General features: G+C 58.6%; 28 protein-coding genes and 4 tRNA genes. 19 read left to right on the top strand and 13 right to left on the bottom strand.

Annotated elements, in window-relative coordinates:
- Window positions 1-137 precede the first annotated feature (137 nt).
- From pilV to thiO, 5 genes are read left to right on the top strand one after another with little or no spacing between them, the layout of a single operon-like run.
- Complete coding sequence (gene pilV, locus EQV90_RS03210) at window positions 138-611, top strand: type IV pilus modification protein PilV (RefSeq protein ID WP_240877745.1); 474 nt, start codon at window positions 138-140, stop codon at window positions 609-611.
- A 35-nt stretch (window positions 612-646) separates the two neighbouring features.
- A complete protein-coding gene (locus EQV90_RS03205) occupies window positions 647-1303 on the top strand; it encodes a pilus assembly protein PilW (protein WP_240877744.1) in 657 nt (218 codons plus the stop codon).
- Window positions 1304-1311: 8 nt separating this feature from the next.
- Window positions 1312-1854, top strand: a complete 543-nt coding sequence (locus tag EQV90_RS03200) for a PilX N-terminal domain-containing pilus assembly protein (protein ID WP_160626733.1) — start codon at window positions 1312-1314, stop codon at window positions 1852-1854.
- Window positions 1855-1863: 9 nt separating this feature from the next.
- Window positions 1864-2265 (top strand): type IV pilin protein, encoded by a 402-nt coding sequence (locus tag EQV90_RS03195; protein WP_003443874.1) that lies wholly within the window; start codon window positions 1864-1866, stop codon window positions 2263-2265.
- Between the two features lie 32 nt (window positions 2266-2297).
- Window positions 2298-3410, top strand: coding sequence for a glycine oxidase ThiO (gene thiO / locus EQV90_RS03190; RefSeq protein WP_240877743.1), 1113 nt, complete (start codon window positions 2298-2300; stop codon window positions 3408-3410).
- Window positions 3411-3479: 69 nt separating this feature from the next.
- On the opposite strand, the gene EQV90_RS03185 is transcribed toward thiO, so the two are convergent.
- Complete coding sequence (locus tag EQV90_RS03185) at window positions 3480-3710, bottom strand: PP0621 family protein (RefSeq protein ID WP_003443869.1); 231 nt, start codon at window positions 3708-3710, stop codon at window positions 3480-3482.
- Window positions 3711-3828: 118 nt separating this feature from the next.
- Complete coding sequence (locus EQV90_RS03180; protein ID WP_003443867.1) at window positions 3829-4842, bottom strand: outer membrane protein assembly factor BamD; 1014 nt, start codon at window positions 4840-4842, stop codon at window positions 3829-3831.
- Between the two features lie 148 nt (window positions 4843-4990).
- Between EQV90_RS03180 and rluD the strand changes: the two genes are divergently transcribed.
- The 7 genes from rluD (at window position 4991) to EQV90_RS03145 (ending at window position 10089) form a co-directional block, all read left to right on the top strand.
- On the top strand, window positions 4991-5953 hold the full coding sequence (gene rluD / locus EQV90_RS03175) for a 23S rRNA pseudouridine(1911/1915/1917) synthase RluD (RefSeq protein ID WP_003443864.1): 963 nt from the start codon (window positions 4991-4993) through the stop codon (window positions 5951-5953).
- Complete coding sequence (gene pgeF, locus EQV90_RS03170) at window positions 5950-6681, top strand: peptidoglycan editing factor PgeF (RefSeq protein ID WP_127196776.1); 732 nt, start codon at window positions 5950-5952, stop codon at window positions 6679-6681. The genes rluD and pgeF overlap by 4 nt, the downstream gene beginning before the upstream one ends.
- 124 nt (window positions 6682-6805) lie before the next feature.
- Window positions 6806-9373, top strand: a complete 2568-nt coding sequence (gene clpB / locus EQV90_RS03165) for an ATP-dependent chaperone ClpB (RefSeq protein WP_003443858.1) — start codon at window positions 6806-6808, stop codon at window positions 9371-9373.
- A gap of 301 nt (window positions 9374-9674) precedes the next feature.
- Window positions 9675-9750 (top strand) — tRNA-Asn (locus tag EQV90_RS03160).
- Between the two features lie 9 nt (window positions 9751-9759).
- Window positions 9760-9836, top strand: a tRNA-Pro gene (locus EQV90_RS03155).
- A 5-nt stretch (window positions 9837-9841) separates the two neighbouring features.
- A tRNA-Lys gene (locus EQV90_RS03150) sits at window positions 9842-9917 on the top strand.
- A gap of 95 nt (window positions 9918-10012) precedes the next feature.
- Window positions 10013-10089, top strand: a tRNA-Pro gene (locus EQV90_RS03145).
- Window positions 10090-10410: 321 nt separating this feature from the next.
- Here EQV90_RS03145 and EQV90_RS03140 read toward each other — a convergent pair.
- The 4 genes from EQV90_RS03140 to EQV90_RS03125 form a co-directional block, all read right to left on the bottom strand.
- Entirely contained in the window at window positions 10411-11712 is a 1302-nt protein-coding gene (locus EQV90_RS03140) for an NAD(P)/FAD-dependent oxidoreductase (protein WP_003443854.1), read from the bottom strand.
- A 63-nt stretch (window positions 11713-11775) separates the two neighbouring features.
- A complete protein-coding gene (locus EQV90_RS03135) occupies window positions 11776-11949 on the bottom strand; it encodes a DUF3094 family protein (RefSeq protein ID WP_003443851.1) in 174 nt (57 codons plus the stop codon).
- 55 nt (window positions 11950-12004) lie between these two features.
- Window positions 12005-12532 (bottom strand): MOSC domain-containing protein, encoded by a 528-nt coding sequence (locus EQV90_RS03130; protein WP_003443848.1) that lies wholly within the window; start codon window positions 12530-12532, stop codon window positions 12005-12007.
- The gene (locus EQV90_RS03125; protein WP_003443844.1) at window positions 12529-13158 is read right to left on the bottom strand and encodes a DUF1780 domain-containing protein; all 630 of its coding nucleotides are present in this window, start codon (window positions 13156-13158) and stop codon (window positions 12529-12531) included. The genes EQV90_RS03130 and EQV90_RS03125 overlap by 4 nt, the downstream gene beginning before the upstream one ends.
- Window positions 13159-13283: 125 nt before the next feature.
- Here EQV90_RS03125 and EQV90_RS03120 point away from each other — a divergent pair, with 125 nt between their 5' ends.
- Window positions 13284-13970, top strand: coding sequence for an energy-coupling factor ABC transporter permease (locus EQV90_RS03120; RefSeq protein ID WP_003443841.1), 687 nt, complete (start codon window positions 13284-13286; stop codon window positions 13968-13970).
- Window positions 13971-14044: 74 nt separating this feature from the next.
- On the opposite strand, the gene yacG is transcribed toward EQV90_RS03120, so the two are convergent.
- Genes yacG through EQV90_RS03100 form a run of 4 tightly spaced genes read right to left on the bottom strand, consistent with a single transcriptional unit; the run spans window position 14045 to window position 16950 of the window.
- The gene (yacG, locus tag EQV90_RS03115) at window positions 14045-14248 is read right to left on the bottom strand and encodes a DNA gyrase inhibitor YacG (protein WP_003443840.1); all 204 of its coding nucleotides are present in this window, start codon (window positions 14246-14248) and stop codon (window positions 14045-14047) included.
- Window positions 14245-14868, bottom strand: coding sequence for a dephospho-CoA kinase (coaE, locus tag EQV90_RS03110; protein WP_003443839.1), 624 nt, complete (start codon window positions 14866-14868; stop codon window positions 14245-14247). The genes yacG and coaE overlap by 4 nt, the downstream gene beginning before the upstream one ends.
- Window positions 14869-14881: 13 nt before the next feature.
- A complete protein-coding gene (locus EQV90_RS03105; protein ID WP_127196778.1) occupies window positions 14882-15730 on the bottom strand; it encodes an A24 family peptidase in 849 nt (282 codons plus the stop codon).
- A 2-nt stretch (window positions 15731-15732) separates the two neighbouring features.
- Window positions 15733-16950, bottom strand: a complete 1218-nt coding sequence (locus tag EQV90_RS03100; protein WP_240877742.1) for a type II secretion system F family protein — start codon at window positions 16948-16950, stop codon at window positions 15733-15735.
- Between the two features lie 221 nt (window positions 16951-17171).
- Between EQV90_RS03100 and EQV90_RS03095 the strand changes: the two genes are divergently transcribed.
- The 3 genes from EQV90_RS03095 (at window position 17172) to EQV90_RS03085 (ending at window position 19806) form a co-directional block, all read left to right on the top strand.
- On the top strand, window positions 17172-17573 hold the full coding sequence (locus tag EQV90_RS03095) for a prepilin-type N-terminal cleavage/methylation domain-containing protein (RefSeq protein WP_010655555.1): 402 nt from the start codon (window positions 17172-17174) through the stop codon (window positions 17571-17573).
- Between the two features lie 242 nt (window positions 17574-17815).
- Window positions 17816-19312, top strand: coding sequence for a DNA-3-methyladenine glycosylase 2 (locus tag EQV90_RS03090; protein ID WP_240877741.1), 1497 nt, complete (start codon window positions 17816-17818; stop codon window positions 19310-19312).
- The gene (locus EQV90_RS03085; RefSeq protein WP_240877740.1) at window positions 19309-19806 is read left to right on the top strand and encodes a methylated-DNA--[protein]-cysteine S-methyltransferase; all 498 of its coding nucleotides are present in this window, start codon (window positions 19309-19311) and stop codon (window positions 19804-19806) included. The genes EQV90_RS03090 and EQV90_RS03085 overlap by 4 nt, the downstream gene beginning before the upstream one ends.
- Window positions 19807-19914: 108 nt before the next feature.
- On the opposite strand, the gene nadC is transcribed toward EQV90_RS03085, so the two are convergent.
- Entirely contained in the window at window positions 19915-20763 is an 849-nt protein-coding gene (gene nadC, locus EQV90_RS03080) for a carboxylating nicotinate-nucleotide diphosphorylase (RefSeq protein WP_010655557.1), read from the bottom strand.
- A 234-nt stretch (window positions 20764-20997) separates the two neighbouring features.
- Between nadC and EQV90_RS03075 the strand changes: the two genes are divergently transcribed.
- The 3 genes from EQV90_RS03075 to ampE all read left to right on the top strand — a co-directional run bounded on the left by EQV90_RS03075 (window position 20998) and on the right by ampE (window position 23980).
- Complete coding sequence (locus EQV90_RS03075; protein WP_202210273.1) at window positions 20998-22500, top strand: DUF1631 family protein; 1503 nt, start codon at window positions 20998-21000, stop codon at window positions 22498-22500.
- Between the two features lie 83 nt (window positions 22501-22583).
- Window positions 22584-23147 carry a 1,6-anhydro-N-acetylmuramyl-L-alanine amidase AmpD gene (ampD, locus tag EQV90_RS03070; RefSeq protein ID WP_003443825.1) on the top strand — a complete coding sequence of 188 codons (564 nt, stop codon included), beginning with the start codon at window positions 22584-22586 and terminating at the stop codon, window positions 23145-23147.
- Entirely contained in the window at window positions 23144-23980 is an 837-nt protein-coding gene (gene ampE / locus EQV90_RS03065) for a regulatory signaling modulator protein AmpE (protein ID WP_003443823.1), read from the top strand. Before ampD ends, ampE begins: the two co-directional genes overlap by 4 nt.
- 34 nt (window positions 23981-24014) lie before the next feature.
- Here ampE and EQV90_RS03060 read toward each other — a convergent pair whose 3' ends face one another.
- Both EQV90_RS03060 and cra read right to left on the bottom strand, forming a co-directional pair.
- Window positions 24015-24803, bottom strand: a complete 789-nt coding sequence (locus EQV90_RS03060) for a TatD family hydrolase (RefSeq protein ID WP_003443820.1) — start codon at window positions 24801-24803, stop codon at window positions 24015-24017.
- 2 nt (window positions 24804-24805) lie between these two features.
- Window positions 24806-25801, bottom strand: coding sequence for a catabolite repressor/activator (cra, locus tag EQV90_RS03055; RefSeq protein WP_010655559.1), 996 nt, complete (start codon window positions 25799-25801; stop codon window positions 24806-24808).
- Window positions 25802-25812: the final 11 nt, after the last annotated feature.

The following is a 25812-nucleotide window of genomic DNA, read 5'->3' as shown; positions in this document are numbered from 1 at the left end:
TTGCCTGTCCCGTGGCGTACTTGATCAGACGAACTGTCCTCGCGCGTCTTAGGCGCACTCCTACATGTAGAACCATCTCGCCAGACTAGGCTCTGGTTATGGCGACGCAGGACGTGGCGCCAGGAAAATGCTCAGGGATGGCACATATGTTTCGATCTGAAAAAAACCGTCAAACCGGAATGACCCTGATCGAGGTTCTGGTCGCGACGTTGATTTTATCCGGGGGCCTGCTGGGGGGCGCCGTGGCTCAGCTCAATGCCCTCAAACACACTGACAGCGCAATGATGAGCACCCAGGCCAATTTTATTGCCTACGACATGCTCGATCGGATTCGTACCAACGCTGGCGCGGACTACAGTTTTTCAGGGGCGGACCTGCAGCAGGGGGTTGCCGGCCCGGGGAGCGTGCAGGGGCAGGATCTGAATGATTTCAAACGCAATATTCTTCAGTTCGGCGGTGCAAGTGCCAAGGGAGCCATCGCGCTCAGTGGTCAGCAGGTGACCATCACCCTGGAGTGGGATGACTCGCGCGCCAGCAATAGCCCCGGTTCGCTTCGAACCTTTACGCTGACCAGTCGAGTGGCAGCAGATGCCATTGAGCGTGCGTCGTGAGGCGCTCTGAAGCGGGGTTTGGCCTGATTGAGCTGATGCTGTCGCTGGGGTTGGGTTTGCTGGTGGTGCTGGGGCTGACCGAAGTTTTTTTAAGCGCGCGCGAAACCTACGCCAGCCAGCGATCATCCGCGTCGCTACAAGAAGACGCGCGCTACGTGCTGAGCAAAATCGCTCAGGAAGTTCGTATGGTCGGCATGTTCGGTTGTCTGTCGACTGATCGCATCATTGATGCACCTTCCGCTTTTCAGAGACCTATCTCCTGGCAGGGGCCGAAGGGATCCAGGTCGTTACATATGATCAGCGCTGACATAGGCCTTCAGGGGGCAAAGCCCGACTGGACCGTCATATCCGACTGTACGACGTTCGCGCAGGCATACAGCGGGGCGCGACTGTCTCTGGCACCCGGTGAAATAGCCTTTGCCCTGCGTGAGCTGCATTACCGTTTTGAAAACGGGCAATTGAAGTCCGGGGCCAATAATGCCGTGTTGCTGGACAATGTGGCGGCGTTTGATGTGAGCTTTGGGGTGGCCGATTCCTCGAGCGCGCAGTCAGTTTTGCGCTATGAAGACAGTCCTGCCGATGTGGCCGGTATCCGCAGCGTGCGTATCGCCCTGGTCTTGCGAGATCCCGGGGGGCGGGTAAAAGATCAGGGCTATAACGTGCTGGTGGCTCTACGTAATCGACTGGCGTAGGGCGCGTCATGTGTTTTTCTTCGAGCACGCAACGCGGCGTGGCGCTATTGGCCAGTATGGTTTTCTTGCTGTTACTCACTCTGCTTGGCCTGACCGCCATGGAGACTGCAGTGCAGCAGGAGAAAATGACCGGCAGCGTCCAGCATGCCAATCATTCATTTCAGGCTGCCGAAACTGCACTGCGCAGCGGTGAGTCCTGGGTGGCTCAGCAGTGGTCCGCAATCGCGGTCTGCAGCTCACCTGCAAGATGCGCCCCGCCAGCAGAGGTGCGCACTCAGCTATCACCCGGAATACACCCGGTATCCGCAGTTCACTGGATAGGAGCTGCGGATGGGCTCTACGGTGTCCAGAACCTTGGTTTGAGCATTGCTCCGGCAGATTTTCCTGCGACCACTTTGACCCGTTTGTACCGCGTCACGGGCATTGGCCTGTACGGGCAGTCACGTACCGTCCTGGAGAGTGTTTATGCGCATTATCAGGACGAGGATGCCGAAGAGGGTGGGGCAGGCTCCCGGCAATTGAGCAGGATCATGTGGCGGCAAATCCAGTAGGAGGGCGTGATGCGCAGGCATGGGGCAGGCTTTACCCTGATCGAACTCGTTATCGTGGTGGCAATCGTCGGTTTTCTTGGGGCAGTGGTTTATCCGGTTTACAGCGGCTCGGTCCAGCGTGCCTACCGCGCTCAAATAGTGGTCTTGTTGTCGGAGCAATCCCAAAGTCTGGAGCGTTTTTATACGAAAAAAGGTTTATACAGTGGGGCGGAAAATCTTGGTTCGGGCAACGAGCACTATCTGATTACCCACGACCTCGCTGATCATGCCTTCTTGCTGACGGCTACCCGCAGAGCGGGCTCGTCCATGGCGGACGATGCGTGTGGGAATTTCACCTTGGCCCATACCGGTTTGACCGCAATTACCCAGGCCGCTCCGGACCTGACAGTGCAGCAGTGTTGGGGGCGCTAACAATTTATTTTCATTTTGGGCTGAGTTGATTGATGGCTAAGCAACAACGCGTAGTGATTGTAGGGGGCGGCGTTATCGGGCTGCTGACAGCGTTCAATCTGGCAGCTGAAGTCGGGCAGGTAACGCTTCTTGACCAGAGTGCTGTAGGGCAGGAGTCCTCCTGGGCCGGTGGCGGGATCGTTTCTCCGCTTTATCCCTGGCGCTACAACCCTGCTGTTACAGCCCTGGCTCACTGGTCGCAGGACTTTTATCCACAGTTGGCAGAACGTTTGTTTGCCGCTACAGGTGTAGATCCTGAAGTTCACACCACCGGTTTGTACTGGCTTGACCTTGAAGACGAGGCGCAAGCCCTGGTGTGGGCCAAGCGTGAAGGCCGGCCCTTGAGTACGGTCGAAATCTCTGCGGTTGAAGGGGCGGTACCGGTATTGGGGGGCGGTTATTCAAGGGCCATTTACATGGCCGAAGTGGCCAATGTGCGTAATCCGCGGCTGGTTAAATCACTGAAGGCCGCGTTGCAAGCCATGCCCAATGTCACCATCCATGAGCAGTGCGAGGTTCTGGGATTTATCCGTGAGGGCGAGAATGTCTGCGGCGTGAACACGGCTCAGGGGGACATTCGCGGCGATGAGGTGGTGCTGGCGGCAGGTGCCTGGAGCGGTGAACTGCTAAGTAGTCTGGGCCTTGAATTGCCGGTAGTGCCTGTCAAAGGGCAGATGATTCTTTACAAGTGCGCACCTGACTTCTTGTCCTGCATGGTGCTGGCCAAAGGACGCTACGCGATTCCGCGGCGTGACGGGCATGTCTTGATTGGTAGCACCCTCGAGCACGAAGGTTTCGATAAAACCCCGACCCGAACAGCGCTGGAAAGCCTGCAGGCGTCTGCGATCGAGCTGATTCCGGCTCTGGCCGGTGTGCAGCCGGTGGGGCATTGGGCGGGATTACGGCCGGGCTCGCCTGAGGGAATTCCATATATTGGCCGGGTCGCAGGTGTTGGCGGGTTGTGGCTTAACTGCGGGCACTATCGCAATGGGCTGGTACTGGCTCCGGCGTCCTGTCAGTTGTTCGCCGACTTGCTGCTGGGGCGTGAACCGATCATCGATCCGGCGCCCTATGCACCGCAAGGACGCATCCAGAATATCGCTTGAAGCTTGTGGGAGCCCGCAATTGGCGGCTATTGCCGGCAAGCCGGCTCCCGCAAGTCCGGGGTGCTGCCTTTAATCCCGGGGCTTTGGTCCTTGTTCCAGATGGTTTTGCGTGCAATACCACTCTTGCTGCTGGTGCAGGGCGCGATCGCGGGGCAGGTGAACTCCGCAGTGGGCGCAACGAACCATGGGTTGAGCACCCGGGTCGACCGGGTTCTTAGTGGTTGCCAGCCCGGCTTTGTACTTGCGCCAAAACCACACGCCAGCAGCAATCAAAGCAGCCCAGATCAGTAAACGAAGCATGGTTATTCGCTATTCGAGAAAAGATGCGCCAGTTTAGCCAAGCTATTGGCAGGCGCACAGGACCAAATCGAACATAAAAAAAGAGCCCCGCAGGGCTCTTTTTACATGGGCTGGACGATTAGTCGAACAGACCCAGGGTCATGTAGCTGAACCAGGAGCGGCTTGGACCTTCCGGCTCAGGCTCCGGAATGACATTGCCGTCAGCATCTTTAGGCTTCAGATCAGACGGGATCGCGTCTTTGGCATCCTGATACTGCTTCTTGATGTCCAGGTTGGCACGGGTTTCACCCGGTGGCAGCGGTGTGCTGGATTCGATCAGGCCCAGTGTGGCCTTGCTCAACCAGGAGCGGTTATCCGAGTCGGAAACCTGTGGCACAAACTGACCGTCAACCAGGCTTGGGTGGTTCGGGTAGTTGTCTTTCAGTACTTCGAGGCTGGTGTTGGCCAGTTGATCGAGGTGCATGCGCTGATAGGACTCAACCATCACCGCAAGCCCGTCGCCGACTGCAGGGGTTTCCTGGAAGTTTTCGACCACATAGCGACCACGGTTGGCAGCAGCTACATAGGCCTGGCGGGTCAGGTAGTAGTCGGCTACGTGGATTTCATACGCAGCCAGCAAGTTACGCAGATAGATCATGCGTTGCTTGGCGTCGGGAGCGTAGCGGCTATTCGGGAAGCGGCTGGTGAGCTGGGCAAACTCGTTGTAGGAGTCGCGTGCAGCTCCAGGGTCGCGCTTGGTCATGTCCAGCGGCAGAAAGCGGGCCAGCAGGCCTACGTCCTGGTCAAACGAAGTCAAACCTTTGAGGTAATAGGCGTAATCAACGTTTGGATGCTGTGGGTGCAGGCGAATGAATCGCTCGGCAGCGGACTTGGCAGCTTCCGGTTCGGAGTTCTTGTAGTAGGCGTAGATCAGTTCGAGCTGGGCCTGATCGGCATAGCGTCCGAACGGATAGCGCGACTCTAAAGCCTTCAGCTTGGCGGTAGCACTGGTATAGCTGTGGTTATCCAGGTCGGCCTGCGCCTGCTGGTACAGCTCGACTTCGCTCAGGTTGTCGTCCACGACTTCTTTTGTCGACGAGCAGGCGGCGGTCAGTGCGAGGATGGCGATCAGCAGCAGGTGTCTCACTTGCATGGCGGCTTGCGTCCCTATGACGGCCGCTGTCTTGGGCGGGTCCGTCCTGTTATGATGAGCGCCCCGTGAAAAGCCTCGGGGCAAAAGACGCCGTATTTAACCACAAGCGCGCAGCCGAAACCAAAGGCTTGGCGCGGTCCTGATGAGCATGTCCGAGAAAATTCAACTTCGCGAAGAGGTGCCGTCCGAACTGGGTGGCCAACGCCTCGATCAAGTCGCCGCACAATTATTCGCTGAGCACTCGCGCTCGCGCCTTTCCGCCTGGATCAAAGACGGCCGCCTCACTGTGGACGGAGCGGTCATCCGCCCCCGTGACATCGTGCATGGTGGCGCCATCCTGGAGTTGACTGCCGAGCAGGAAGCCCAGGGTGAGTGGGTCGCCCAAGACATTCCTCTGGATATCGTTTACGAAGACGATGACATCCTGGTTATCAACAAGCCTGCCGGCTTGGTGGTACACCCGGCTGCCGGGCATGCCGACGGTACTTTGCTCAATGCGTTGCTGCATCACGTACCGGACATTATTAATGTGCCGCGTGCGGGGATCGTGCACCGTCTGGACAAAGACACCACCGGTCTGATGGTGGTCGCCAAGACCATCCAGGCGCAGACGCAACTGGTTACACAGTTGCAGAGCCGCAGTGTCAGCCGAATCTATGAGTGCATTGTCATTGGTGTCGTTACTGCCGGGGGCAAGATCGATGCGCCCATCGGCCGTCACGGCCAGCAACGCCAGCGTATGGCGGTGATGGAAGGCGGCAAGCAGGCGGTGAGTCATTACCGTGTGCTTGAGCGTTTCCGTTCCCACACCCATGTGCGGGTCAAGCTGGAAACCGGTCGTACGCACCAGATTCGTGTGCATATGTCCCACATCAACTTCCCGTTGGTCGGAGACCCTGCCTACGGCGGTCGCTTCCGTATCCCGCCGGCAGCCAGCGTGACGATGGTCGAATCCCTGAAAAACTTCCCGCGTCAGGCTCTGCACGCGCGCTTCCTTGAGTTGGATCATCCGACGACCGGTAAGCGCATGAGCTGGGAATCGCCACTTCCGGACGATTTTGTCTGGCTGTTGACGTTGCTCAAGCAAGACCGAGAGGCATTTGTCGGGTGAATACCTTCCTGATTCCTGACTGGCCAGCGCCGGCAGGCATCAGGGCCTGTGTGACCACCCGTGCGGGCGGCGTCAGTCTGGCGCCGTTCGACAGCTTCAACCTGGGCGACCATGTCGACGACGATCCCGTAGCCGTTGCACATAACCGCCAGCGCCTGACCCATGTTTTCGACGTACAGCCCGCTTGGCTCAGCCAGGTTCACGGGGTTGTGGTCGTGCCTGCCAATCCTGAACGTATCGTCGAAGCGGACGGCAGCTGGACAGCCACGCCCGGTATTGCCTGTACGGCGATGACGGCAGATTGCTTGCCCGTGCTGTTCTGCGATCGCGCCGGAACCCGGGTTGCTGCCGCCCACGCCGGTTGGCGCGGGCTGGCAGCAGGCGTACTTGAAGCAGCAGCCATGAGTCTCAATGTTGAGCCCCGGGAGATTCTGGTATGGCTGGGCCCGGCGATTGGCCCCAAGGCATTTGAAGTCGGTGCCGAGGTGCGGGAAGTCTTTATAAATGACCTGCCCGATGCTGATGCCGCTTTTGTGCCCAGCATCAATCAAGGTCGTTTTATGGCCGATATCTATGAGCTGGCGCGCCTGCGTCTGGCTCGCATGGGGATTGGCGCGGTCTACGGCGGTGGTTTTTGCACCGTGAGCGACCCGCGTTTTTATTCCTACCGGCGCAGTCCTCGTACTGGCCGTTTCGCGTCTCTGGTCTGGATCGAAAAGACCGCCTAGCTGATCTACGTCACTTCCTTCAGGCTTGAAACTCCCGGAATTGCCCGCATCTACTATGGTATCTGGCAGGTTTCTTCATTCAGGAGTTTCCATCCCTCCGGCCTGCTCATAAGGAAGGTGACGAATGCGTATAGATAGATTAACCAGCAAGTTGCAATTGGCCTTGTCCGATGCTCAGTCGTTGGCTGTAGGCCTTGACCATCCGGCCATTGAGCCGGCGCACTTGATGCAGGCATTGCTGGATCAGCAGGGCGGTTCGATCAAGCCGCTGCTGATGCAAGTCGGTTTTGATGTAAACAGCCTGCGTAAAGAGCTGACCAAAGAGCTCGATCAGTTGCCAAAAATCCAGAATCCTACTGGCGACGTGAATATGTCGCAGGATCTGGCTCGCCTGCTGAATCAGGCAGACCGTCTGGCCCAGCAAAAAGGCGACCAGTTCATCACCAGTGAAATGGTGTTGCTGGCGGCCATGGACGACAACAGCAAACTGAGCAAGTTGTTGCTGGGGCAGGGCGTGAGCAAGAAAGCCCTGGAAAACGCCATCAACAACTTGCGCGGCGGTGAAGCGGTCAACGACCCGAACGTCGAAGAGTCGCGTCAGGCGCTGGATAAATACACCATCGACCTGACCAAGCGTGCCGAAGAAGGCAAGCTCGACCCGGTGATCGGTCGTGACGATGAAATTCGCCGCACCATTCAGGTGTTGCAGCGCCGGACTAAAAACAATCCGGTCCTGATCGGCGAGCCTGGTGTGGGTAAAACTGCCATTGCCGAAGGCTTGGCGCAGCGGATCATCAATGGCGAAGTGCCTGATGGTCTCAAGGGCAAGCGCCTGCTGTCGCTGGACATCGGTGCATTGATTGCCGGTGCCAAGTTTCGCGGTGAGTTTGAAGAGCGTCTGAAAGCGCTGCTTAACGAACTGTCGAAGCAGGAAGGGCAGATCATCCTGTTTATCGACGAGCTGCACGTGATGGTCGGTGCCGGTAAGGGCGAAGGCGCAATGGATGCGGGCAACATGCTCAAGCCTGCGCTGGCCCGGGGCGAGTTGCATTGCGTGGGTGCGACCACGCTCAACGAATACCGCCAATATATCGAGAAGGACGCAGCCCTTGAGCGTCGCTTCCAGAAAGTGCTGGTTGAAGAGCCGAGTGAAGAAGACACCATCGCAATTTTGCGGGGTCTGAAAGAGCGCTATGAAGTTCACCACAAGGTGGCTATCACCGACGGTGCAATCATTGCCGCGGCCAAACTCAGCCATCGCTATATCACTGATCGCCAATTGCCGGACAAGGCGATTGACCTGATCGACGAGGCTGCCAGCCGTATCCGCATGGAGATCGACTCCAAGCCGGAAGTGCTGGACCGTCTGGAGCGTCGCTTGATTCAACTGAAAGTTGAAGCTCAGGCGCTGAAGAAAGAAGAGGATGAGGCGGCGAAAAAACGTCTCGAGAAATTGCAGGAAGAAATCGAGCGCCTTGAGCGCGAGTATTCCGACCTGGAAGAAATCTGGACCTCGGAAAAAGCCGAAGTGCAGGGTTCTGCCCAGATCCAGCAAAAGATCGAGCAAGCGCGTCAGGAACTCGAAGTGGCGCGCCGCAGCGGCAACCTCAACCGCATGGCCGAGTTGCAGTACGGGGTTATTCCCGATCTGGAGCGCAGCCTGCAGATGGTCGACGAGCACAGCAGCAAAACTGAGAATCAGTTGTTGCGCAGCAAAGTGACCGAAGAGGAGATCGCCGAGGTCGTGTCGAAGTGGACCGGTATTCCGGTATCCAAGATGCTCGAAGGTGAGCGCGACAAGCTGATGAAGATGGAAAGCTTGCTGCATGAGCGTGTAATTGGCCAGGACGAGGCTGTTGTGGCCGTGTCCAACGCGGTTCGCCGTTCCCGTGCAGGCTTGAGCGACCCGAACCGTCCAAGCGGCTCGTTCATGTTCCTGGGCCCGACCGGTGTGGGTAAAACCGAGTTGTGCAAGGCGCTGGCAGAGTTCCTCTTTGATACTGAAGAGGCGATGGTGCGGATCGACATGTCCGAGTTCATGGAGAAACATTCCGTGGCTCGACTGATTGGTGCGCCACCAGGCTATGTGGGCTACGAAGAAGGCGGTTACTTGACCGAAGCTGTACGGCGCAAGCCTTACTCGGTAATCCTGCTGGATGAAGTCGAGAAGGCCCACCCGGATGTGTTCAACGTGCTGCTGCAAGTGCTTGAAGACGGTCGCCTGACTGACAGCCACGGTCGTACAGTGGACTTCCGCAACACGGTGATCGTGATGACCTCCAACCTGGGCTCTGCACAGATCCAGGAGCTGGTGGGTGATCGCGAAGCACAACGGGCTGCGGTAATGGATGCGGTGAGTACCCACTTCCGTCCGGAGTTTGTGAACCGGATCGACGAAGTGGTGATCTTCGAGCCTCTGGCCCGTGATCAGATCGCCGGCATTGCCGAGATCCAGTTGAGCCGTCTGCGCAGTCGTCTGGCAGAACGCGATCTGAGCCTGGAGCTGGACAAGGATGCTCTGGAAAAACTGATCGCAGTAGGTTACGACCCGGTATATGGCGCACGGCCACTGAAACGTGCGATCCAGCGCTGGATCGAAAACCCGCTGGCACAACTGATTCTTTCGGGTCAGTTCATGCCTGGCACCACTGTGACAGCGAGCGTAAAAGACGACGAAATCGTCTTCGCGTAAGCTCCGGCGCCAGTGTTTTAAGGAAGGCCTCGCATTGCGAGGCCTTTTTTTACTTAGGGTGTTGATCTGTAAGGAAAACGCTTGTAAGATGCGCCCCGCAGTAAGTCACCCGCAACGGCAACTTGGCCCAAACCAAGAAGCCCGCTAGAAGAGCTAAATCATTGTCTTCTAACGAAAAATAAGGGTTGACAAGGGTTTGAAAGGTTGTAGAATGGCCCGCCTCAGAGACGCCAACGTAGAGATACGCTGAAGTCAACGAGAGTTGCAAAGAGTCACAATGTTGTAGATTGAAATATGTAGTTCCGCGATAGCTCAGTTGGTAGAGCAAATGACTGTTAATCATTGGGTCCCTGGTTCGAGTCCAGGTCGTGGAGCCATTTTCAAGCCGGGGTATAGCGCAGTCCGGTAGCGCGCCTGCTTTGGGAGCAGGATGTCAGGAGTTCGAATCCCCTTACCCCGACCATTTTTGGGTCGTTAGCTCAGTTGGTAGAGCAGTTGGCTTTTAACCAATTGGTCGTAGGTTCGAATCCCACACGACCCACCATTTTTGGCTTCAGTTAGTTCTGGAGCTAGATCTTAAGATCAGAGGCCAAAAGCACTGATCGCAGAAGGCGCCTCTAGAAGGTGCCTTTTTTTTACCGGGGTATAGCGCAGTCCGGTAGCGCGCCTGCTTTGGGAGCAGGATGTCAGGAGTTCGAATCCCCTTACCCCGACCATTTTCAGCCCAGCAGTAGCGGGTGCGAAAATAAGGCACTGATGACATTCTCATCAGCGGCCAATAAAAAAAGCGACCTTCGGGTCGCTTTTTTTATGCCTGCGAAAAACTGGACGGGTTGGCATGGGGCTTTGTGGGAGCTGACTTGCCAGCGATGAAGACACCTGGTCAGGCCGGCTCCCACATATTCGGCGTGCTACAAGCCGGCGCAGTTTGTGGTGCGTAATTATGCTCTCTGAGCATCAGCCGCCCCTGTAGGAGCGAGCTTGCTCGCGAGCTGTTCGAAAATGCCCCGAGCAAGCGCCTGCAGGTTTAGTGGTGATCAGTGCAGTTTCAGTCGTGGCTCGGTACCGCGTCCGATCCTGCTGCCGAGCATCAGCATCAAGGTACGGAACGTTCCGTACAGCGCCATTTGGTGCATGCGGTACAGCGAGATGTAAAACATCCGGGCCAGCCAGCCTTCCAGCATGACGCTTCCCATCAGGCTACCCATCAAGTTGCCCACAGCCGAGAAGCTCGACAGTGAAATGAGCGAGCCGTAATCACGGTAGTGGTAATCAGGCAGTTGCGACTTGCCTTCAATCCGCAGTTTCAGCGACTTGGCCAGCAGCGAGGCTTGCTGGTGGGCAGCCTGGGCGCGAGGTGGGACCATCTTGTCGGTACCCGGCTGCGGGCAGGCAGCACAATCGCCAAAGGCAAAAATGTTGTCGTCGCGGGTGGTTTGCAGCGTAGGGCGAACCACCAGCTGGTTGATGCGATTGGTTTCCAGCCCTGCAATTTCTTGAAGAAACCCCGGTGCGCGGATCCCTGCCGCCCAAACCTTCAGGCTCGCAGGAATGACCTGACCGTCCTTGGTGATCAAGCTGTCAGCAGTCACTTCGCTCACCGCTGAGTTGGTCAGAACGGTGACCCCGAGCTTCTCCAGGGTTTTATGCACAGGGCCGCCAATGCGTTCCGGCAGCGCGGGCAAAACCCGTGGCCCGGCTTCAATCAGGGTGATGTGCATGTTTTCCGGCTTGATGCGGTCCAGGCCATATGCGGCCAGTTCATGTGCCGCGTTATGCAGTTCGGCGGCCAGCTCGACACCGGTCGCGCCGGCGCCGACGATGGCCACACTGATCTGCTCGACCACATCGGTTTGCCCGGCATGGGCGCGCAGATAATGGTTAAGCAATTGCTGATGAAAACGCTCGGCTTGCTTGCGGGTATCCAGAAACAGGCAATGCTCAGCCGCGCCCTTGGTCCCGAAGTCGTTGGTGGTGCTGCCCACCGCAATCACCAGCGTGTCGTAGCCCAGCTCGCGGGCGGGCACCAGTTCCTGACCATTTTCGTCGAGAGTTGCCGACAATGAGATCTTTTTCTGCTCACGATCCAGCCCGCTCATACGGCCCAGCTGAAATTCGAAATGGTTCCATTTGGCCTGGGCGACGTAGTTGAGCTCGTCTTCGGAGGAGTTCAGCGACCCTGCCGCAACTTCATGCAGCAGCGGTTTCCAGATGTGGGTCAGGTTGGCATCGACCAGCATCACGCTGGCTTTGCCGCGTTTGCCCAGGGTCTTGCCCAGGCGGGTAGCCAGCTCCAGACCGCCGGCACCGCCGCCGACGATAACAATACGATGGTTCATAGGTATCACTCACAAGGCTTGAAAAATTCTGTGTTGCAACGATCCGGGCGAGCGCAATGCAGCTCATAGCGCCAGATAACTCAGGAGGCGGCTCAAAAAGCCCATGCCAATGACCACGATCACCACCACACCAAGGAGCAGCAAGGGCCTGAAAGGCCGGCGCTCAACCTGGTTTTGTGGCAGTTGCAGGTACTCTTCGACATGCTTTTGATCATCTGGGTTCAGGCGGCTGGACATAATTGTGGCCTCGTCAGATAGACGTTGCGGGAGGTGTAAAAGCTACAGCGGTGATTCAACCGGGATTAAAAGGAGCATAGCCGCTGGGCTGCAATGGCTCGACCCGCAGTTCGTCGTCTAGACGAATGATCCCGCTTTCGATTACCCGGGCCGTGATTCCGCCATGGCCACGCACTGCCTGGAAAGTGCCAGGGCCCAGCCGCTGCTCCAGTCGGGCACAGGGCTGGCACCAGCCGGTGGTCTCAAAAATGGCCTGGCCAATCCTGAAGCGCCTGCCTTTAAGGCTGAACAGATTGATCCCGCTGATCACCAGATTGCGTCGCAAATCCGGGGCCAACAGCGGCTGATCTTGCGGGCGCCCCATCAGCGAGTTGATAACGGCCAGATGCTCCCATTGAATCAACGTCACTTGCCGGGCATTGCGGGGCCCCGGGCGCGCATGATCGCCAGTCAGCCCGGCTTCGCGGCGGGCTTCCACGGCGTCGAGTTCCAGCATGTCTGCACGGGACTCGGGGCGTACGCCGATCCAGCGCACGCGGCCGGTTTGCGGTACCTCGGCAAGCAGTTCCTGCAGCGGGCTCACAGGCTGATCCCGACATCGAAAATAATGCTGCGCCCCAGGTTATTGCGCAAAAAGTCCGGCGCATCCGGTTGCGCGAACAACACCCGGGCAAAGGTAGGGCCCACCAGTGACAGCGAGCGCCAACCCATGCGCAAATATTCGGTAGGGGGCGGGAAGTGGCTGTTAAGGTCCAGAACTTCGCGCTTGAGGCTGGAGAAGGCAATGATGTCCAATTGACTTAAATCGATATCGCGTTCGCGGTAGTTGGTGGCTTTTTTGTGCAGGGTAGGGCCCAGTCGTTGCAGTAGCTTGCTCGCCGGAATTCGTTTGGGTCGTGCCTCGCGACGTACCAGCTGGCTCAGCGAATAGGCGCTGCGGCGGCGCTGGAGCTCTTCACGCCATTCATCATTCAAGCGTCGACCTTCATCAAGTACAAAGAACACTTCAAAGCGGGCCTCGCCAAACAATACATCCGGAGGTTCCTGGCTGGCCTGGGTGAAGTCTTCGGAGTGATACGGAATATTCAGGCCCTGGAGCAGGCGCTGGCAGACCCAACGCTCACGCTCCCACTTGCGGGCATTGGATAAAAAGGCATTGGCCTGTTCGGCCTGAATGGTGAGCAGGCGCAGATAATCAGAGTCGTCCATGGACGCAGCTTAGCCTTGAAACAGGTGTTCCTGAAAGTCTGCGGTGTAGACTCGTGTGCATCACCAACAGGGGCATCAAACACGGAGGGTTGAGCGGTGTGCTTTAACAGGATGAGGACGCGAACATGATCAGTGCCGCAGTGTTGTCCACTGAAACGATGTTGACCGGCTGGATGCTCTATGTGCCCGTGGTGGTCTGGGCGATCTGGCGAGCGCCGTGGGTTGAGCTGTTTGCCGACCCGCGCCGCCAGCACTTGCTGTTCGGGACTGTATTCGGACTGTTCTTGCTGTGGCTGGTGCGACGTGATTTCGATACGGGTGTGTCGTATCACTTTATTGGCCTGACAGTGGTCACATTACTGCTCGACTGGCCGCTGGCCGTTATCGGTGCGCTTATGGCGCAAGGAGGGCTGGTGCTGCTGGGGCGGCAGGACCTGGCCGCGATGGGCGTCAATGGCATGCTGCTGATTGTGTTGCCCATTGCAGTGACGGAATGTTGCGCGCGACTGGTTGAGCGTGCGCAACCGCGTAATCCCTTCGTATATATCTTTTGCTCAGGCTTCTTTGCGGCGGCGCTGGCGGCGTTGTTGTGTTTGCTGGCAGTGCTTGGCGTGTTGTGGCTGGACGGGATCTTCGTCATGGCGCAGTGGCTGGAAGACTTTATTGGCTATCTGTGGCTGATCATCTTTCCGGAAGCGTTCATCAACGGGATGCTGGTCACTGCACTGGTAGTGTTTTGTCCTGAATGGCTCGAGACCTTCAACCGTACCCGTTACCTGGCCGCCCCCTGGAAGGATGAAGACCCCAGGTGACGGTCAGGCGCTGGCCTGCCAGCGATACAAAGGGCGCTGTAATCGCTGACGAGCCGGCTGGCGCAGGGGGGATTTCAATGCAGGCGGTCTGGCAAGTCCTCGGAAAACAGGTCGTCCTCTGCATCCGGGCTTACCGGGATTTTGTGTTCTTCGCTGGCCCAGGCGCCCAAATCGATCAGTTTGCAGCGGTCCGAGCAGAATGGCCGGAACGCGTTGGTGGTTTTCCATTCCACGGCGGTGCCACAAGTCGGGCAGTCTACGGTCATAGGTTTGGTCATGGTTGGCCTCCACGCAAAGTTAAGTAAAAGTGATGCAGGCGCTCGACTTCAGTCTGGAGCGTCTTCAGGTCGCTATCGTTGACCAGGATGTCATCAGCGTGACTCAGGCGTTCTTCGCGGCTGGCTTGAGCCTTCAGAATGGCCTGTACCTGCTGTTCGCTGGTGTTGTCGCGCAATAACGTGCGCTCAATCTGCAAGGCTTGCGGGGCGTCGATCACCAGTACGCGCTGGGTGGTTGCGTACTGGCCGGACTCTATCAGCAGTGGCGAAACCAGAATGGCGTAGGGCGATTTTGCCTGGGCCAGGTTGAGCGCGATTTCTTCCCGAATCAATGGGTGCAGCAGGGCTTCGAGCCAGCGCCGAAGTTCAGGGTCGCTAAAGATCAGGCTGCGCAAGGCGCTGCGATCGAGCTGTCCATCGGCCTGCAGCACGGCATCGCCAAAGTGTTCGGCGATTTTCGCCAGCGCCGGGCGCCCGGGCTCAACCACCCAGCGTGCCGCATGGTCGGCGTCCACCACATGAACACCCAGGGCGGCGAAGTGCTCGGCAGCGGCGCTTTTACCACTGCCAATGCCGCCGGTCAGGCCGAGGATCCAGGGTCTGGAAGATGAGGTATTCATTTCAAACCGAAAGCTACCAATAGAAGGCGGTTATTTGACCACCCCAGAGCAATCCAATCCAGCCGGCAATTGCCAGATAGGGGGCAAAGGGAATCGGGGTGGAGGTTTTGGCCCGGCGTAATGCCAGCAGGCTCAGGCCTGCGATCGCACCCATCAGTGACGAGAGCACAATGGTCAAGGGTAATACTGCAATGCCGCCCCAGGCTCCGAGCATCGCCAGCAGCTTGAAGTCACCATAGCCCATGCCGTCCTTGCCGGTGAGCAGCTTGAAGATCCAGAAGATCGACCACAGGCTTGCATAGCCCAGCGCTGCGCCCCATACCGCTTGTGACAGGCTGGTAAAAGTATCGAAGCTGTTGAGCAGCAAGCCCATCCAGAGCAGGGGCAGCACCAGAACATCGGGCACGATCTGGTGCTCGGCATCGATCAGGCAAATAGCCAGCAGCCCCCAGGTCAGCACCAGCATCCAGCCCGCCTGCAGGCTCAGGCCGAAATGCCAGGCTATAAACGCCGACAATAATCCGCAAGCCAGTTCGGTCAGGGGGTAGCGCGGGCTGATAACGGTCCTGCACCGGGAGCACTTGCCACCCAGTAGCAGGTAGCTGAGCAGCGGAATCTTTTCCCACAGGCGCAACGGGTGCTGGCATTGCGGGCAGTGGGAGCGGGGCAGCATCAAGTTATACACAGGCATTTTTTCGGCTGCGGGCAACTCCAGCAACTCCCTGGCCTGTGCTCGCCAGTCCTGCTCGAGCATCCTGGGCAAGCGCCAGGCCAGGACATTGATAAAGCTGCCCACCAACAAGCCGAAGATCAGGGCGCAGACGATAAAAGCGTCGGGGTGGCGGGTGAAAAATTCAATCATGCTCAAATCACTTGGCCCAATTTGAAAATCGGTAAATACATGGCGATCACCAGTCCGCCAACCATGACGCCGAGTACCACCATGATTGCCGGCTCCATCAATGCTGTCAGGTTATCGACCAGAGTGTCGACCTGGCTCTCATAATAGGTGGCTACGTGGTTGAGCATCTCGTCCAGTGTGCCGGACTCTTCGCCAATTGCTGTCATCTTGATCACCATGCCCGGGAATACTCTGACATCGCCCATGGCAACATGGATCTGACTGCCTGTTGCCACCCGCTGCCTGAGTTGCAGTACCGCGTCTTTGAACAGGCTGTTGCCCGTGGCTCCGGCGACTGCGTGCAGCGCTTCAAGCAATGGAACTCCGGCGGCAACGGTGGTGGACAGCGTGCGGGCAAAACGGGCGATGGCCGAAAAATGCAGCAGGTTGCCCAGCACCGGGAGTTTCAACAGCCAGCGATCAAGGCGCTGACGCAACGCCGCGCAGTGTTTGTAGCGATAGCCCAGAGCTGCACACCCCAGGCCGGCCCCGGCGAGCAGCCACAGGCCGAACTGTTGCAGCGCCTGGGAGACAGCGATTACCCAGAGCGTGAACAGTGGCAGTTGGGCGTCAAAAGAGTCGAACACGCGCTGGAACTGCGGCACCACTTCAATCAATAAAATTGCGCAGACCCCTGATGCCACCACCAGCACGGCTATGGGGTAGGTCATGGCCTTTTTGATTTTGTTTTTCAGAGTTTCGGTTTTTTCCTTGTACGTCGCGATCCGCTCCAGCAACACATCCAGTGCCCCGGCCTGCTCGCCAGCCTCAATCAGATTGCAGAACAATGCATCGAACTGTGCCGGCCTTTTTCGCAACGCACTTGCCAGGCTGATACCTGCATTGATGTCCTGCTGCAGATCATTCACCAGCTTGCCCATGGACTGATGTTCCAGGCCGTTGGCAATTACCTCCAGTGCTTGCAGCAGCGGGATGCCGGCTCTGATCAGCGTGGCCAACTGGCGAGTGAAAAGTGTGATCTGTACGGCTTTGACGGGTTTGCCTGCGGGGGTGTTGCGGTCTGTATGCCGGCGAATTTTACTAACGGTAATACCTTGTCGGCGTAACCGGGCCCGGATCATTGCCTGGCTGTGGCCAGTGCTTTCACCACTGGCCGGAGCGCCTTGGCGATCAGTGCCTTGCCACCGATAAACACTGGTTTTATCTGCCTGCGCTGGCATTTTTTCCATCCCTGAATAGTTGATTGCTTTGTTGTGCTCCTGGCCTCAAAGGCTAGATGGCCCAAAGTCGGGACGGCCATTGGAGCGTTTCCACAGATGTCAGCCATGTAGTTGTGGAGCAACCGCCCGCTAACCTTGATAGCCTGTGCGCACTTTTTGGGCGGCTCAGTACTGCTTTGGCGTTTGGCCACAGGGCCGCGTCCCACTTTTGGAGATTTCATGTGAAACAACAAAAAGGCTTCACCCTGATCGAGTTGATGATTGTGGTTGCGATCATTGGCCTGATCGCCTCTTTTGCATTGCCGGCTTACAACGAACACACCATGAAGGCCCGTTTTGCCGAGGTGAACTCAATCAGCAACAGTTACAAGACCGCCGTCGCCCTGTGTTACAGCGAGAGTAATGATTTGACTGTCTGCGATGCGGGCAGCCACGGCATTCCAGGCCCGGCCGCAGCCACTGACAACCTGGCAGCGGGCATGACAGTGGTAGATGGCGTGATCAGCATGACCGGCACCCAGGCAGCCGGTGGCTGGACCAGCGTGATGACGCCTGCCTTGAGCGGCAGCACACTGGTGTGGACCCAAACCGGCACCTGTCTGCAAAGCGGTGCCTGTAAATAGTCAGGGTTCTGCAGGAGCCAGGTCGGCTCCTGCAATGTGAGATGCCGGAAAAAATGCCAGCCAGGGGCAATCTGATCAAACCCTCTGCCGGGCGCAGATGATTGCCGCTCATGCAGTACGGCCAGGGCGACGGTGCGGGCATTGGGGTGTGCAACCCCTCTCCAGAACCCGCTGATCGACGGCCGACATTGAGGTCCGAAAATGGCGAGAATCAGCCATGACCCAGTGCTATTGTGCGCTCCATGAACACACACAACAGCCTTCTTGCGCCCAGCACCGCCGCCTGCGAAATCGCCCGGTTAAGCCGTGATGCGCGTTTTGACGGGGTGTTTTTTACGGCGGTGCTCAGCACCCGGATCTACTGCCGGCCGGTATGCCCGGCGCGCCCGCCAAAGCCCGAAAACGTGGTGTATTACCCCAGCGCGGCGGCTGCTCAGGCCCAGGGTTTCAGACCCTGTTTGCGCTGTCGGCCAGAACTGGCGCCGGGCAATCTGCTGTGGCTGCATGGCGAGCATCTGGTGTCCCGTGGTTTGAAGTTGATCAATGAAGGTTTCCTGGCCGATCACTCGCTGGAGATGCTGGCCGATCGTCTGGATATCGGTGCCCGGCAATTGCGGCGCCTGTTCGTCAAGCACCTGGGCGCCCCCCCGATAGCGGTACACGCGACTCAGCGTTTGCTGTTTGCCAAGCAGCTCCTGAGCGAAACACACCTGTCGATCACCGAAGTAGCCATGGCCTCCGGCTTTGGCAGCTTGCGGCGCTTCAATGCCGCGTTTGCCGAGGCCAATCATGCGCAGCCCAGAGACTTCAGGCGCAGCCCGAAAGCCCGGGCCGACAAGGCATTGGTGCTGCGTCTGGGCTATCGCCCGCCTTACGATTTCAGCGCGTTACTGGGCTTTCTGCAGACTCGGGCCCTGCCAGGCATCGAACAGGTGGACGCCCACAGTTATCAGCGGGTATTTGGTGCCGGCGATGCCCCCGGCTGGTTGCGGGTCAGTGCCTGGCCGGGTGAGCAGCATGCGCTGCAACTTGAACTGTTGAATGTGCCGCCGAGCCAGATGCTTGGTGTGGTCACCCGGATCCGGCGGATGTTTGATCTGGATGCCGATCCTCTGGCAATAGCTCAGACCTTGAGTAGCAGTGCGCTGCTGGCGCCGCTTGTCGAACGCTATCCGGGCCTGCGGTTGCCCGGTGGCTGGGATGGATTTGAAGTGGCGGTGCGGGCGGTACTGGGCCAGCAGGTCAGCGTGGCAGCTGCACGGACCCTGGCCAGCCGCATAGTGCACCGCTACGGCATTGCGATTGAGAGCCCGCCAGGGGCAGGGCTTGATCGTCTATTCCCGGGGCCCGAGCAACTGGCAGAGGCCGATCTGGGGCATATGGGCATTACCCAGGCGCGGATAGACACAATCAAGGGTATCGCCCGCGCCCTGATCGAAGGCCGGGTGGATTTTGCCGTCGAGCAACCGTTGCACAGCTTTATCCAGCGCTGGGTACAGCTGCCGGGAATCGGCGAGTGGACCGCACATTACATCGCCATGCGGGTGCTCAAACACCCCGATGCATTCCCGGCGGCGGACCTGATACTGCGCCGCGAAGCCAATCCCCACGACACGCCGTTGAGTACCCGGGCCCTGCAAACCCTGGCCGAAAGCTGGCGTCCGTGGCGGGCCTATTCAGTAATGTATTTATGGCGTGCGGCCACTGACTCGGCCGCCGCCCGCAAGGAGTCAACATGACCCGGATTTACTACGATCAAATGCCGTCACCCATTGGCCCGCTGTTTCTGGTGGCCGATGACGAAGGGTTGCGCGAAGTGCGTTTTGAGCTGGATCGTCGGCCCCATACGCCACTGGCGGGCTGGGTGCATTCAGCGCCAAAACTGGCTGAAGCGCGGCGTCAGCTCGAGGAGTATTTTTCGGGTACACGGCTGGCTTTCGATCTGTCGCTCAAGCCTGTGGGCACGGCGTTTCAACAGTCGGTTTGGGGGGCACTGACCACCATTCCCTACGCGGCCACCACCAGCTACGGGCAGATCTCGCAACAAATCCTTAGGCCCAAGGCATCGCGTGCGGTGGGGGCGGCGAACGGGCGTAACCCGATCCCGATCATCATTCCGTGTCATCGCGTGATTGGCAGCAATGGCACGCTGACCGGCTTTGGCGGCGGCCTGGCGGCCAAGCAATGGCTACTGGAACATGAGGTGAAGTGTCAGGGCTTTGTATTGTCCTGACTGCAACCCTGAGGGAGCGAGCTTGCTCGCGACTCAGGCAACGTGCAGTTTCGGGCTGACTGCGCTGATGCCGTCGCGAGCAAGCTCGCTCCTGCAGGTGCGGGTTTTTTACAGGCTCAACCGCATCGACAGATCCACCGCTTTGACATCCTTGGTCATTGCGCCAATCGAGATGTAGTCAACGCCGGTTTCGGCGATCGGGCGCAAGGTGGCATGGTTGATGCCGCCACTGGCTTCCAGCTTGGCTTTGCCTGCATTCAGGCGCACCGCTTCACGCATGTCGTCCATGCTCAGTTCGTCGAGCATGATGATATCGGCCCCGGCTGCCAGCGCTTCCTTGAGTTCGGACAGGCTCTCGACTTCGATTTCCACCGGTTTTCCCGGAGCGATCTTGTGCGCGGCACTGATCGCCTGGGCAATGCCGCCGCAGGCCGCAATGTGGTTTTCCTTGATCAGGAATGCGTCGTACAGGCCTATGCGGTGGTTGTGGCAACCACCGCAGGTCACCGCGTATTTTTGCGCCATGCGCAGGCCCGGCAGGGTTTTGCGTGTGTCCAGCAACTTGACCCCGGTATCCGCCACTTGATCGGCCAATGACTGGGCGTGGGTGGCTACCCCCGATAACAGTTGCAGAAAATTCAGCGCGCTACGTTCACCACTGAGCAGTGAGCGGGCCGGCCCTTCGAGGTGAAACAGCACTTGATTGGGGCTCACGCGCTCGCCGTCGACCACTTGCCAGTGCACTGCAACGCGTGGATCAAGCTGGCGAAATACACAGTCGACCCAGGCCGTACCACTGATGACAGCGGCTTCGCGGGTAATGATTGAGGCAGTGGCCAGACGTTCGGCCGGGATCAGCCGTGCAGTGATGTCGCCACTGCCAATGTCCTCGGCTAACGCACGGCGTACGTTGGCTTCGATTTCGGCGGTGAGGTCGGCCAGGCATAAATTCGGCATAACGGGCTCCACAAACAAAGTGCGCCGATTATAGGGCCATGCTGGCGGTGAACCCAAGGAGCGTGCGGGGTAACTGCCGGTTCTCTGCAACTGTGCGGCTTTTGGCACTTTCGGGATTAATTTGCCGGCGCACAGACTGAAATGCAGAGTCTGCTGGCACAAGCGACAGCTTTTACAAGATAATCCGCCTTCTATTTGGCGTCATGAGTTTGACGTCCAGCGCTGGAGGCCGGGATGCACATTGACGGGAAAGCGGGGGCTGACCACAGGTCCTCAATCGAGCTGGCGATTCACTCGCCTCTCGCCCGCCTGCCTGTGATCCTGTTGCAGGTCCATGACAAGGCCGCACAGCAGCTCAAGTCCCACTTGCAAGTACTGTTCGATAACGCCGATGCAACCCTGTTCGAAATGGCCGACAAGGCCCGCAGCGACGCAGAACAGAGCCTGTTTTTTGAAGCCATGCGCGATGTACGGCTCAAGCGCAAAAACATCGAGCGCAGTTTTCTCGAGCGGTTGCTCTACGCGTTTATCAAGTTGACCCAACCCGCTGCCAGTGACTCCACGCTGTTGATGGCAACCCCCGCGCAGGGCGTGTTTTCGCTGTTGGGCAACGACCTTGAGCGCGCCCAGGTCATCAATGCCATGGTGGCGAAGGTGCTGGTACGCGATCAGTCGGCCCTGTGCCACTTGAGCACTCGCCTCAATACGTTGAGCCGGGTCGTGCTCAATGAGCAGAACAACCCGCTGGGGCCGGCCATGCTGTGCGAATACTTTTTGCAGGCCGAGCGTGATCAGGGCATCGAGATCAAGGTCAAGTTGATCATGCTGCAACTGTTTGAAAAGTATCTGCTCAGCCATACCGGGCAATTGTATGCCGATGCCAACCAGCTGCTGATCGCCACTGGCGCGCTGCCCGACCTGGTGTCCGCAACGTCCTGCTGCTCCGCACAACCGGCCGGGCACCCGCAGCAATCCCCTGAAACGGGTGAATATGCGGGCAACCTGGTGGAGTTGTTATTCGATTACATCCGCGGCGATCGCAACCTGTCGGCGCCGTTGCAAAACATCGTCGGCCAGTTACAGGCGCCGATGTTCAGAATTGCGCAGATGGATCAGAACTTTTTCAGCTGTGATAGCCACCCGGCGCGCCGTTTGCTCAATGCAATCGCCAGTGCTGCCATCGGTTGGGACTCCAGTGTCGATTGCCGTAGCCATCCGTTGCACCGGCAAATCAGTCACGTGGTTCAGCAACTGGCGAGTTACTCGGGGCACGATCCCGGTCTGCTCGAGTCCTGGTTGCACGACTTTTTGATGCTTACCCAGACCGAACATGACCGTGTTGAATTGCTTGAACAACATATCCGCGACAACGAACTGGCGACACATCGCCAGCTGCAGGCAATCAGGCCGTGGCTGGTGTCGTCATTGCCTCTGCCCGTCCTCGACGAACAGGACCATTTAGGGCTGCTGCTGGTCAGCCAGTTGCGAATCGGTACCTGGATCGACCAGCAGGACGATCAGGGTTCGCATCTGCGCTGCAAGCTGATCGCGATAGTCGAACCCGAGGGCAGGTATGTTTTTGTTAATCGCAGTGGCATCAAAACCCTGGAAAAAAACCGTTCCGAATTAATTCGCCAACTGCGTTGCGGCACGATATTGCTGCTCGACGACAGCCTGCTGTTCGACCGGGCACTGGCCTCGGTGATTGAGAGCCTGGGCCAATCCGCCGCGCAGTAATACGCGGCGTTACAGATTGCTCCCCATCGGCCTGCGCATCGCGGCATACTGGGCCTTTCGTTTTTCCCGTTGAAGGAGCCTGTATGCAGCTGGACCCCGCGAGCGGTTGGTGCCAAGGCGTATGCCATTGTCCGTCACCCAACTTCAATGCGCGCCCGAACGGCGAAGTCTCCTTGCTGGTTATCCACAACATCAGCCTGCCACCGGGGCAATTCGCTACCGGCAAGGTTCAGGAATTTTTCCAGAATCGCCTGGATGTCACAGAACATCCCTACTTTGAAGGCATCAGTGAGTTACGGGTCAGCGCGCACTTTCTGATTGAACGTGACGGCAAAATCACTCAGTTTGTGTCTTGTCTGGATCGTGCCTGGCATGCAGGTGTCTCGAGCTTCGAGGGGCGTGAGACCTGCAATGACTTTTCGCTGGGGATCGAGCTTGAAGGCACCGACGACCTGCCGTTCAGCGATGCGCAGTATCAGGCGCTGATCGGGTTGACCCGGCAATTGCAAGCGGCTTTTCCCGCCATTACCCTGCACCGGATATGTGGCCACAGTGACGTGGCCCCCGGGCGCAAGACTGACCCTGGCCCGGCTTTTGACTGGACGCGCTTTCGCGGCGCGTTGCAGCACACAGGAGAGATGCAATGAGTTTTGTGGTGTTACTGCTGGCGATACTGATCGAGAAACTCTCGGGTTTGCGTCAGCGTCTTCAGTGCGATGGCGGCTGGCTGCGCGAGCTGCACAAGCTGGAGTCCAGCCCCGGGCTCGGGCGCAGGCCATGGTGGGTACTGGCTATCCTGATTCTGTTCCCGGTGGCTGTATTGGGGCTGCTGCTATGGGTGCTGGAACCTGTGGCCTATGGCTTGCTGGTGCTGCCGGTGCATTTGCTGGTGGTGATTTACAGCTTGGGGCGAGGCGACTTGCTGGCCGGGCTCGGACCGTTCCGGGATGCCTGGCGCCGTGGTGACTTGCAGGCCTGCGCCCATGTTGCCGAGCGCGATCTGGGCGAAACCGCCGACAGTGGCGAGCAATTGCTGGAAAGGGTGCAGAGCCATTTGTTATGGCAGGCGTATCAAAGTTTCTTCGCCGTGATTTTCTGGTACTTCCTGCTGGGGCCGGTCGCCGCCTTGAGCTATCGCCTGCTGGCGCTGGCTGCCGAGCATGGCAACAACCCGGAACTGGTCGAGCGTGCACAGCAGCTGCGTCACGCTTTTGACTGGTTGCCGGTTCGGTTGCTGGGAGCAAGTTTTGCGCTGGTGGGCAACTTCGCGGCCGTCAGCCGGGTGATGTTGCATGAACTGCTGAGCTGGGACATCAGCGCCGAACAGTTGATCAACAAGGCTGGCTGTGCCGCCGCTGAAATCCCCGCCCCCCAGGCCGGCCCTGAAGGCGTCGCCAGCCTTGATACCCTGTGGGCGCTGCTGCTGCGGGCTGCCGTGCTGTGGTATGCAGGTTTTGCGGTATGGACATTGTTGCTCTGATGGCCATTTAAAACCCTTGCGAGCAGGCTCGCTCCTACACCGGCAGCGTCCAGCCAAACACTTCACAGGCATTGGCTGTTGAAGCCTTGGCCAGTTGCTCCGGGTGCAAGCCCATCACTTCGGCCAGTGCCCGGCAAATATCCGGCAAATGTTCGGGGCTATTGCGCTGGTTGGGGTACATGGCCGGGGCCATGTCGGGCGAGTCGGTTTCCAGCACTATTGTGTCCGGTGCCAGGTCGGCAAGCACTTTGCGCAGGCGCAATGCCTGTGGCCAGGTCGCCGCACCGCCCAGGCCCAGTTTGAACCCCAGCTTCAGGTATTCACGCGCCTCTTCCCGGCTACCCGCAAACGCATGAATGATCCCGCCGCGCTGGAGCCGGAAACGCTTGAGCGTGGCGATCACTTGCGCATGGCTGCGGCGAACGTGGAGCAGGGCCGGGAGCTGGAAGTCCGACGCCAGCTTCAGCTGCGCTTCAAACAGCTGTTGTTGAGCGTCGCGGTCAAGTTCGGGAAGGAAGAAGTCGAGGCCGATTTCGCCTACGGCGCATAGTTGCGGATGCCCGGCAAGACGGTTCAGCCATTGACCCAGTTCAGTCACATGCTCAGGTCGATGCCGGTCGAGGTACACCGGGTGCAAACCCAGGGCGGCATATAGCTGACTGTCTGTTTGCACCAGATCCCACAACCGCTGCCAGGTATTCTGCTCAACCCCCAGCACCACCATCTGCTCAACCCCCAGTGCTCTGCTGCGTGCCAGCAACGGCAGGCGGTCGGCGTCAAAGTCCGGGAAATCGAGATGGGTGTGGCTGTCGATCAGTTGCATGCTCAGGCCTGATGGATGCGCTGTTTGAACACTCGGGCAATGGCATGAATGCCGGGCTCATAGTGCTGCTCTTCAATCGCCGACAAGGCCAGGCTCAGGGCTTTTTCGGCAATCAGCCTGTGTTGCTGGCCCATGGCATTGACCGGCAATGGCAGGAAGTCCAGCAGTTGAGTGTCGCCAAAGGTGGCAAGACGCAACGGCGGACGCTGGCTCGGGTGCTCCAGCAGTGCATCAAACATCCCTTGCAGCAGAACGTATGAGGTCGTGATCAGCGCCTCGGGGAAGTGCCCCTGGCGAGCCAGCAGATCATCGATGATCCGGCGTCCGCATTCGCGGCTGAAGGCAGCACCATGCTCGATCAGGATTTCGCCGTCGAAATTTTCCAGGGCTTGCTTGAACCCCGCCGCCCGGGCCTGGCTGATACTCAGCTCGGGGCGCGCGCCGATCAATGCAATTTGCCGTGGCATCGGTTGTAGCAAACTGCGGGTCAATTGCAGACTGGCTTCGCAGTCATCGCTGATGACCGAGCAAAAGCGCGAAGGCTCCAGAGTCCGGTCAATCGCAATGATCGGCATGCCCAGGTCTTGCAGTTGACGGTAGCTGTCATCGTCCGCAGGCAAGCAACTGGCGACGAACAGGGCGTCACAACGGCGGGCGCGAAACAGTTTGAGCAACTGGCGCTCACTGTCCGGCGCATCGTCCGAGCTGGCGATAAGCAATTGATAGCCGCGGGCCCGGGCCCCTTGTTCCAGTTGCTTGGCCAGGCGCGCATAGCTCGGGTTTTCGAGGTCCGGGAGGATAAAGCCCAGGGTGCGCGTGTGCCGGCTGCGCAGCCCTGCGGCTTGCGGGTTGGGGGTAAAACCATGCTCTTCGACCACCGCGCGGACACGCTCGACTGTGCTGCTGCTAATGCGCTGCTGTTCGGCCTTGCCATTGATGACGTAGCTGGCGGTGGTCACGGAAACACCTGCCAGTTGAGCGATATCACTGAGCTTCACGCCGGAAATTC

This window comes from Pseudomonas sp. TMW22089, assembly GCF_022496645.1.
Classification (GTDB): domain Bacteria; phylum Pseudomonadota; class Gammaproteobacteria; order Pseudomonadales; family Pseudomonadaceae; genus Aquipseudomonas; species Aquipseudomonas paraversuta.
The sequence above is the reverse complement of the archived record's forward strand: the minus strand, read 5'-3'. Positions and strand labels throughout refer to the sequence as shown.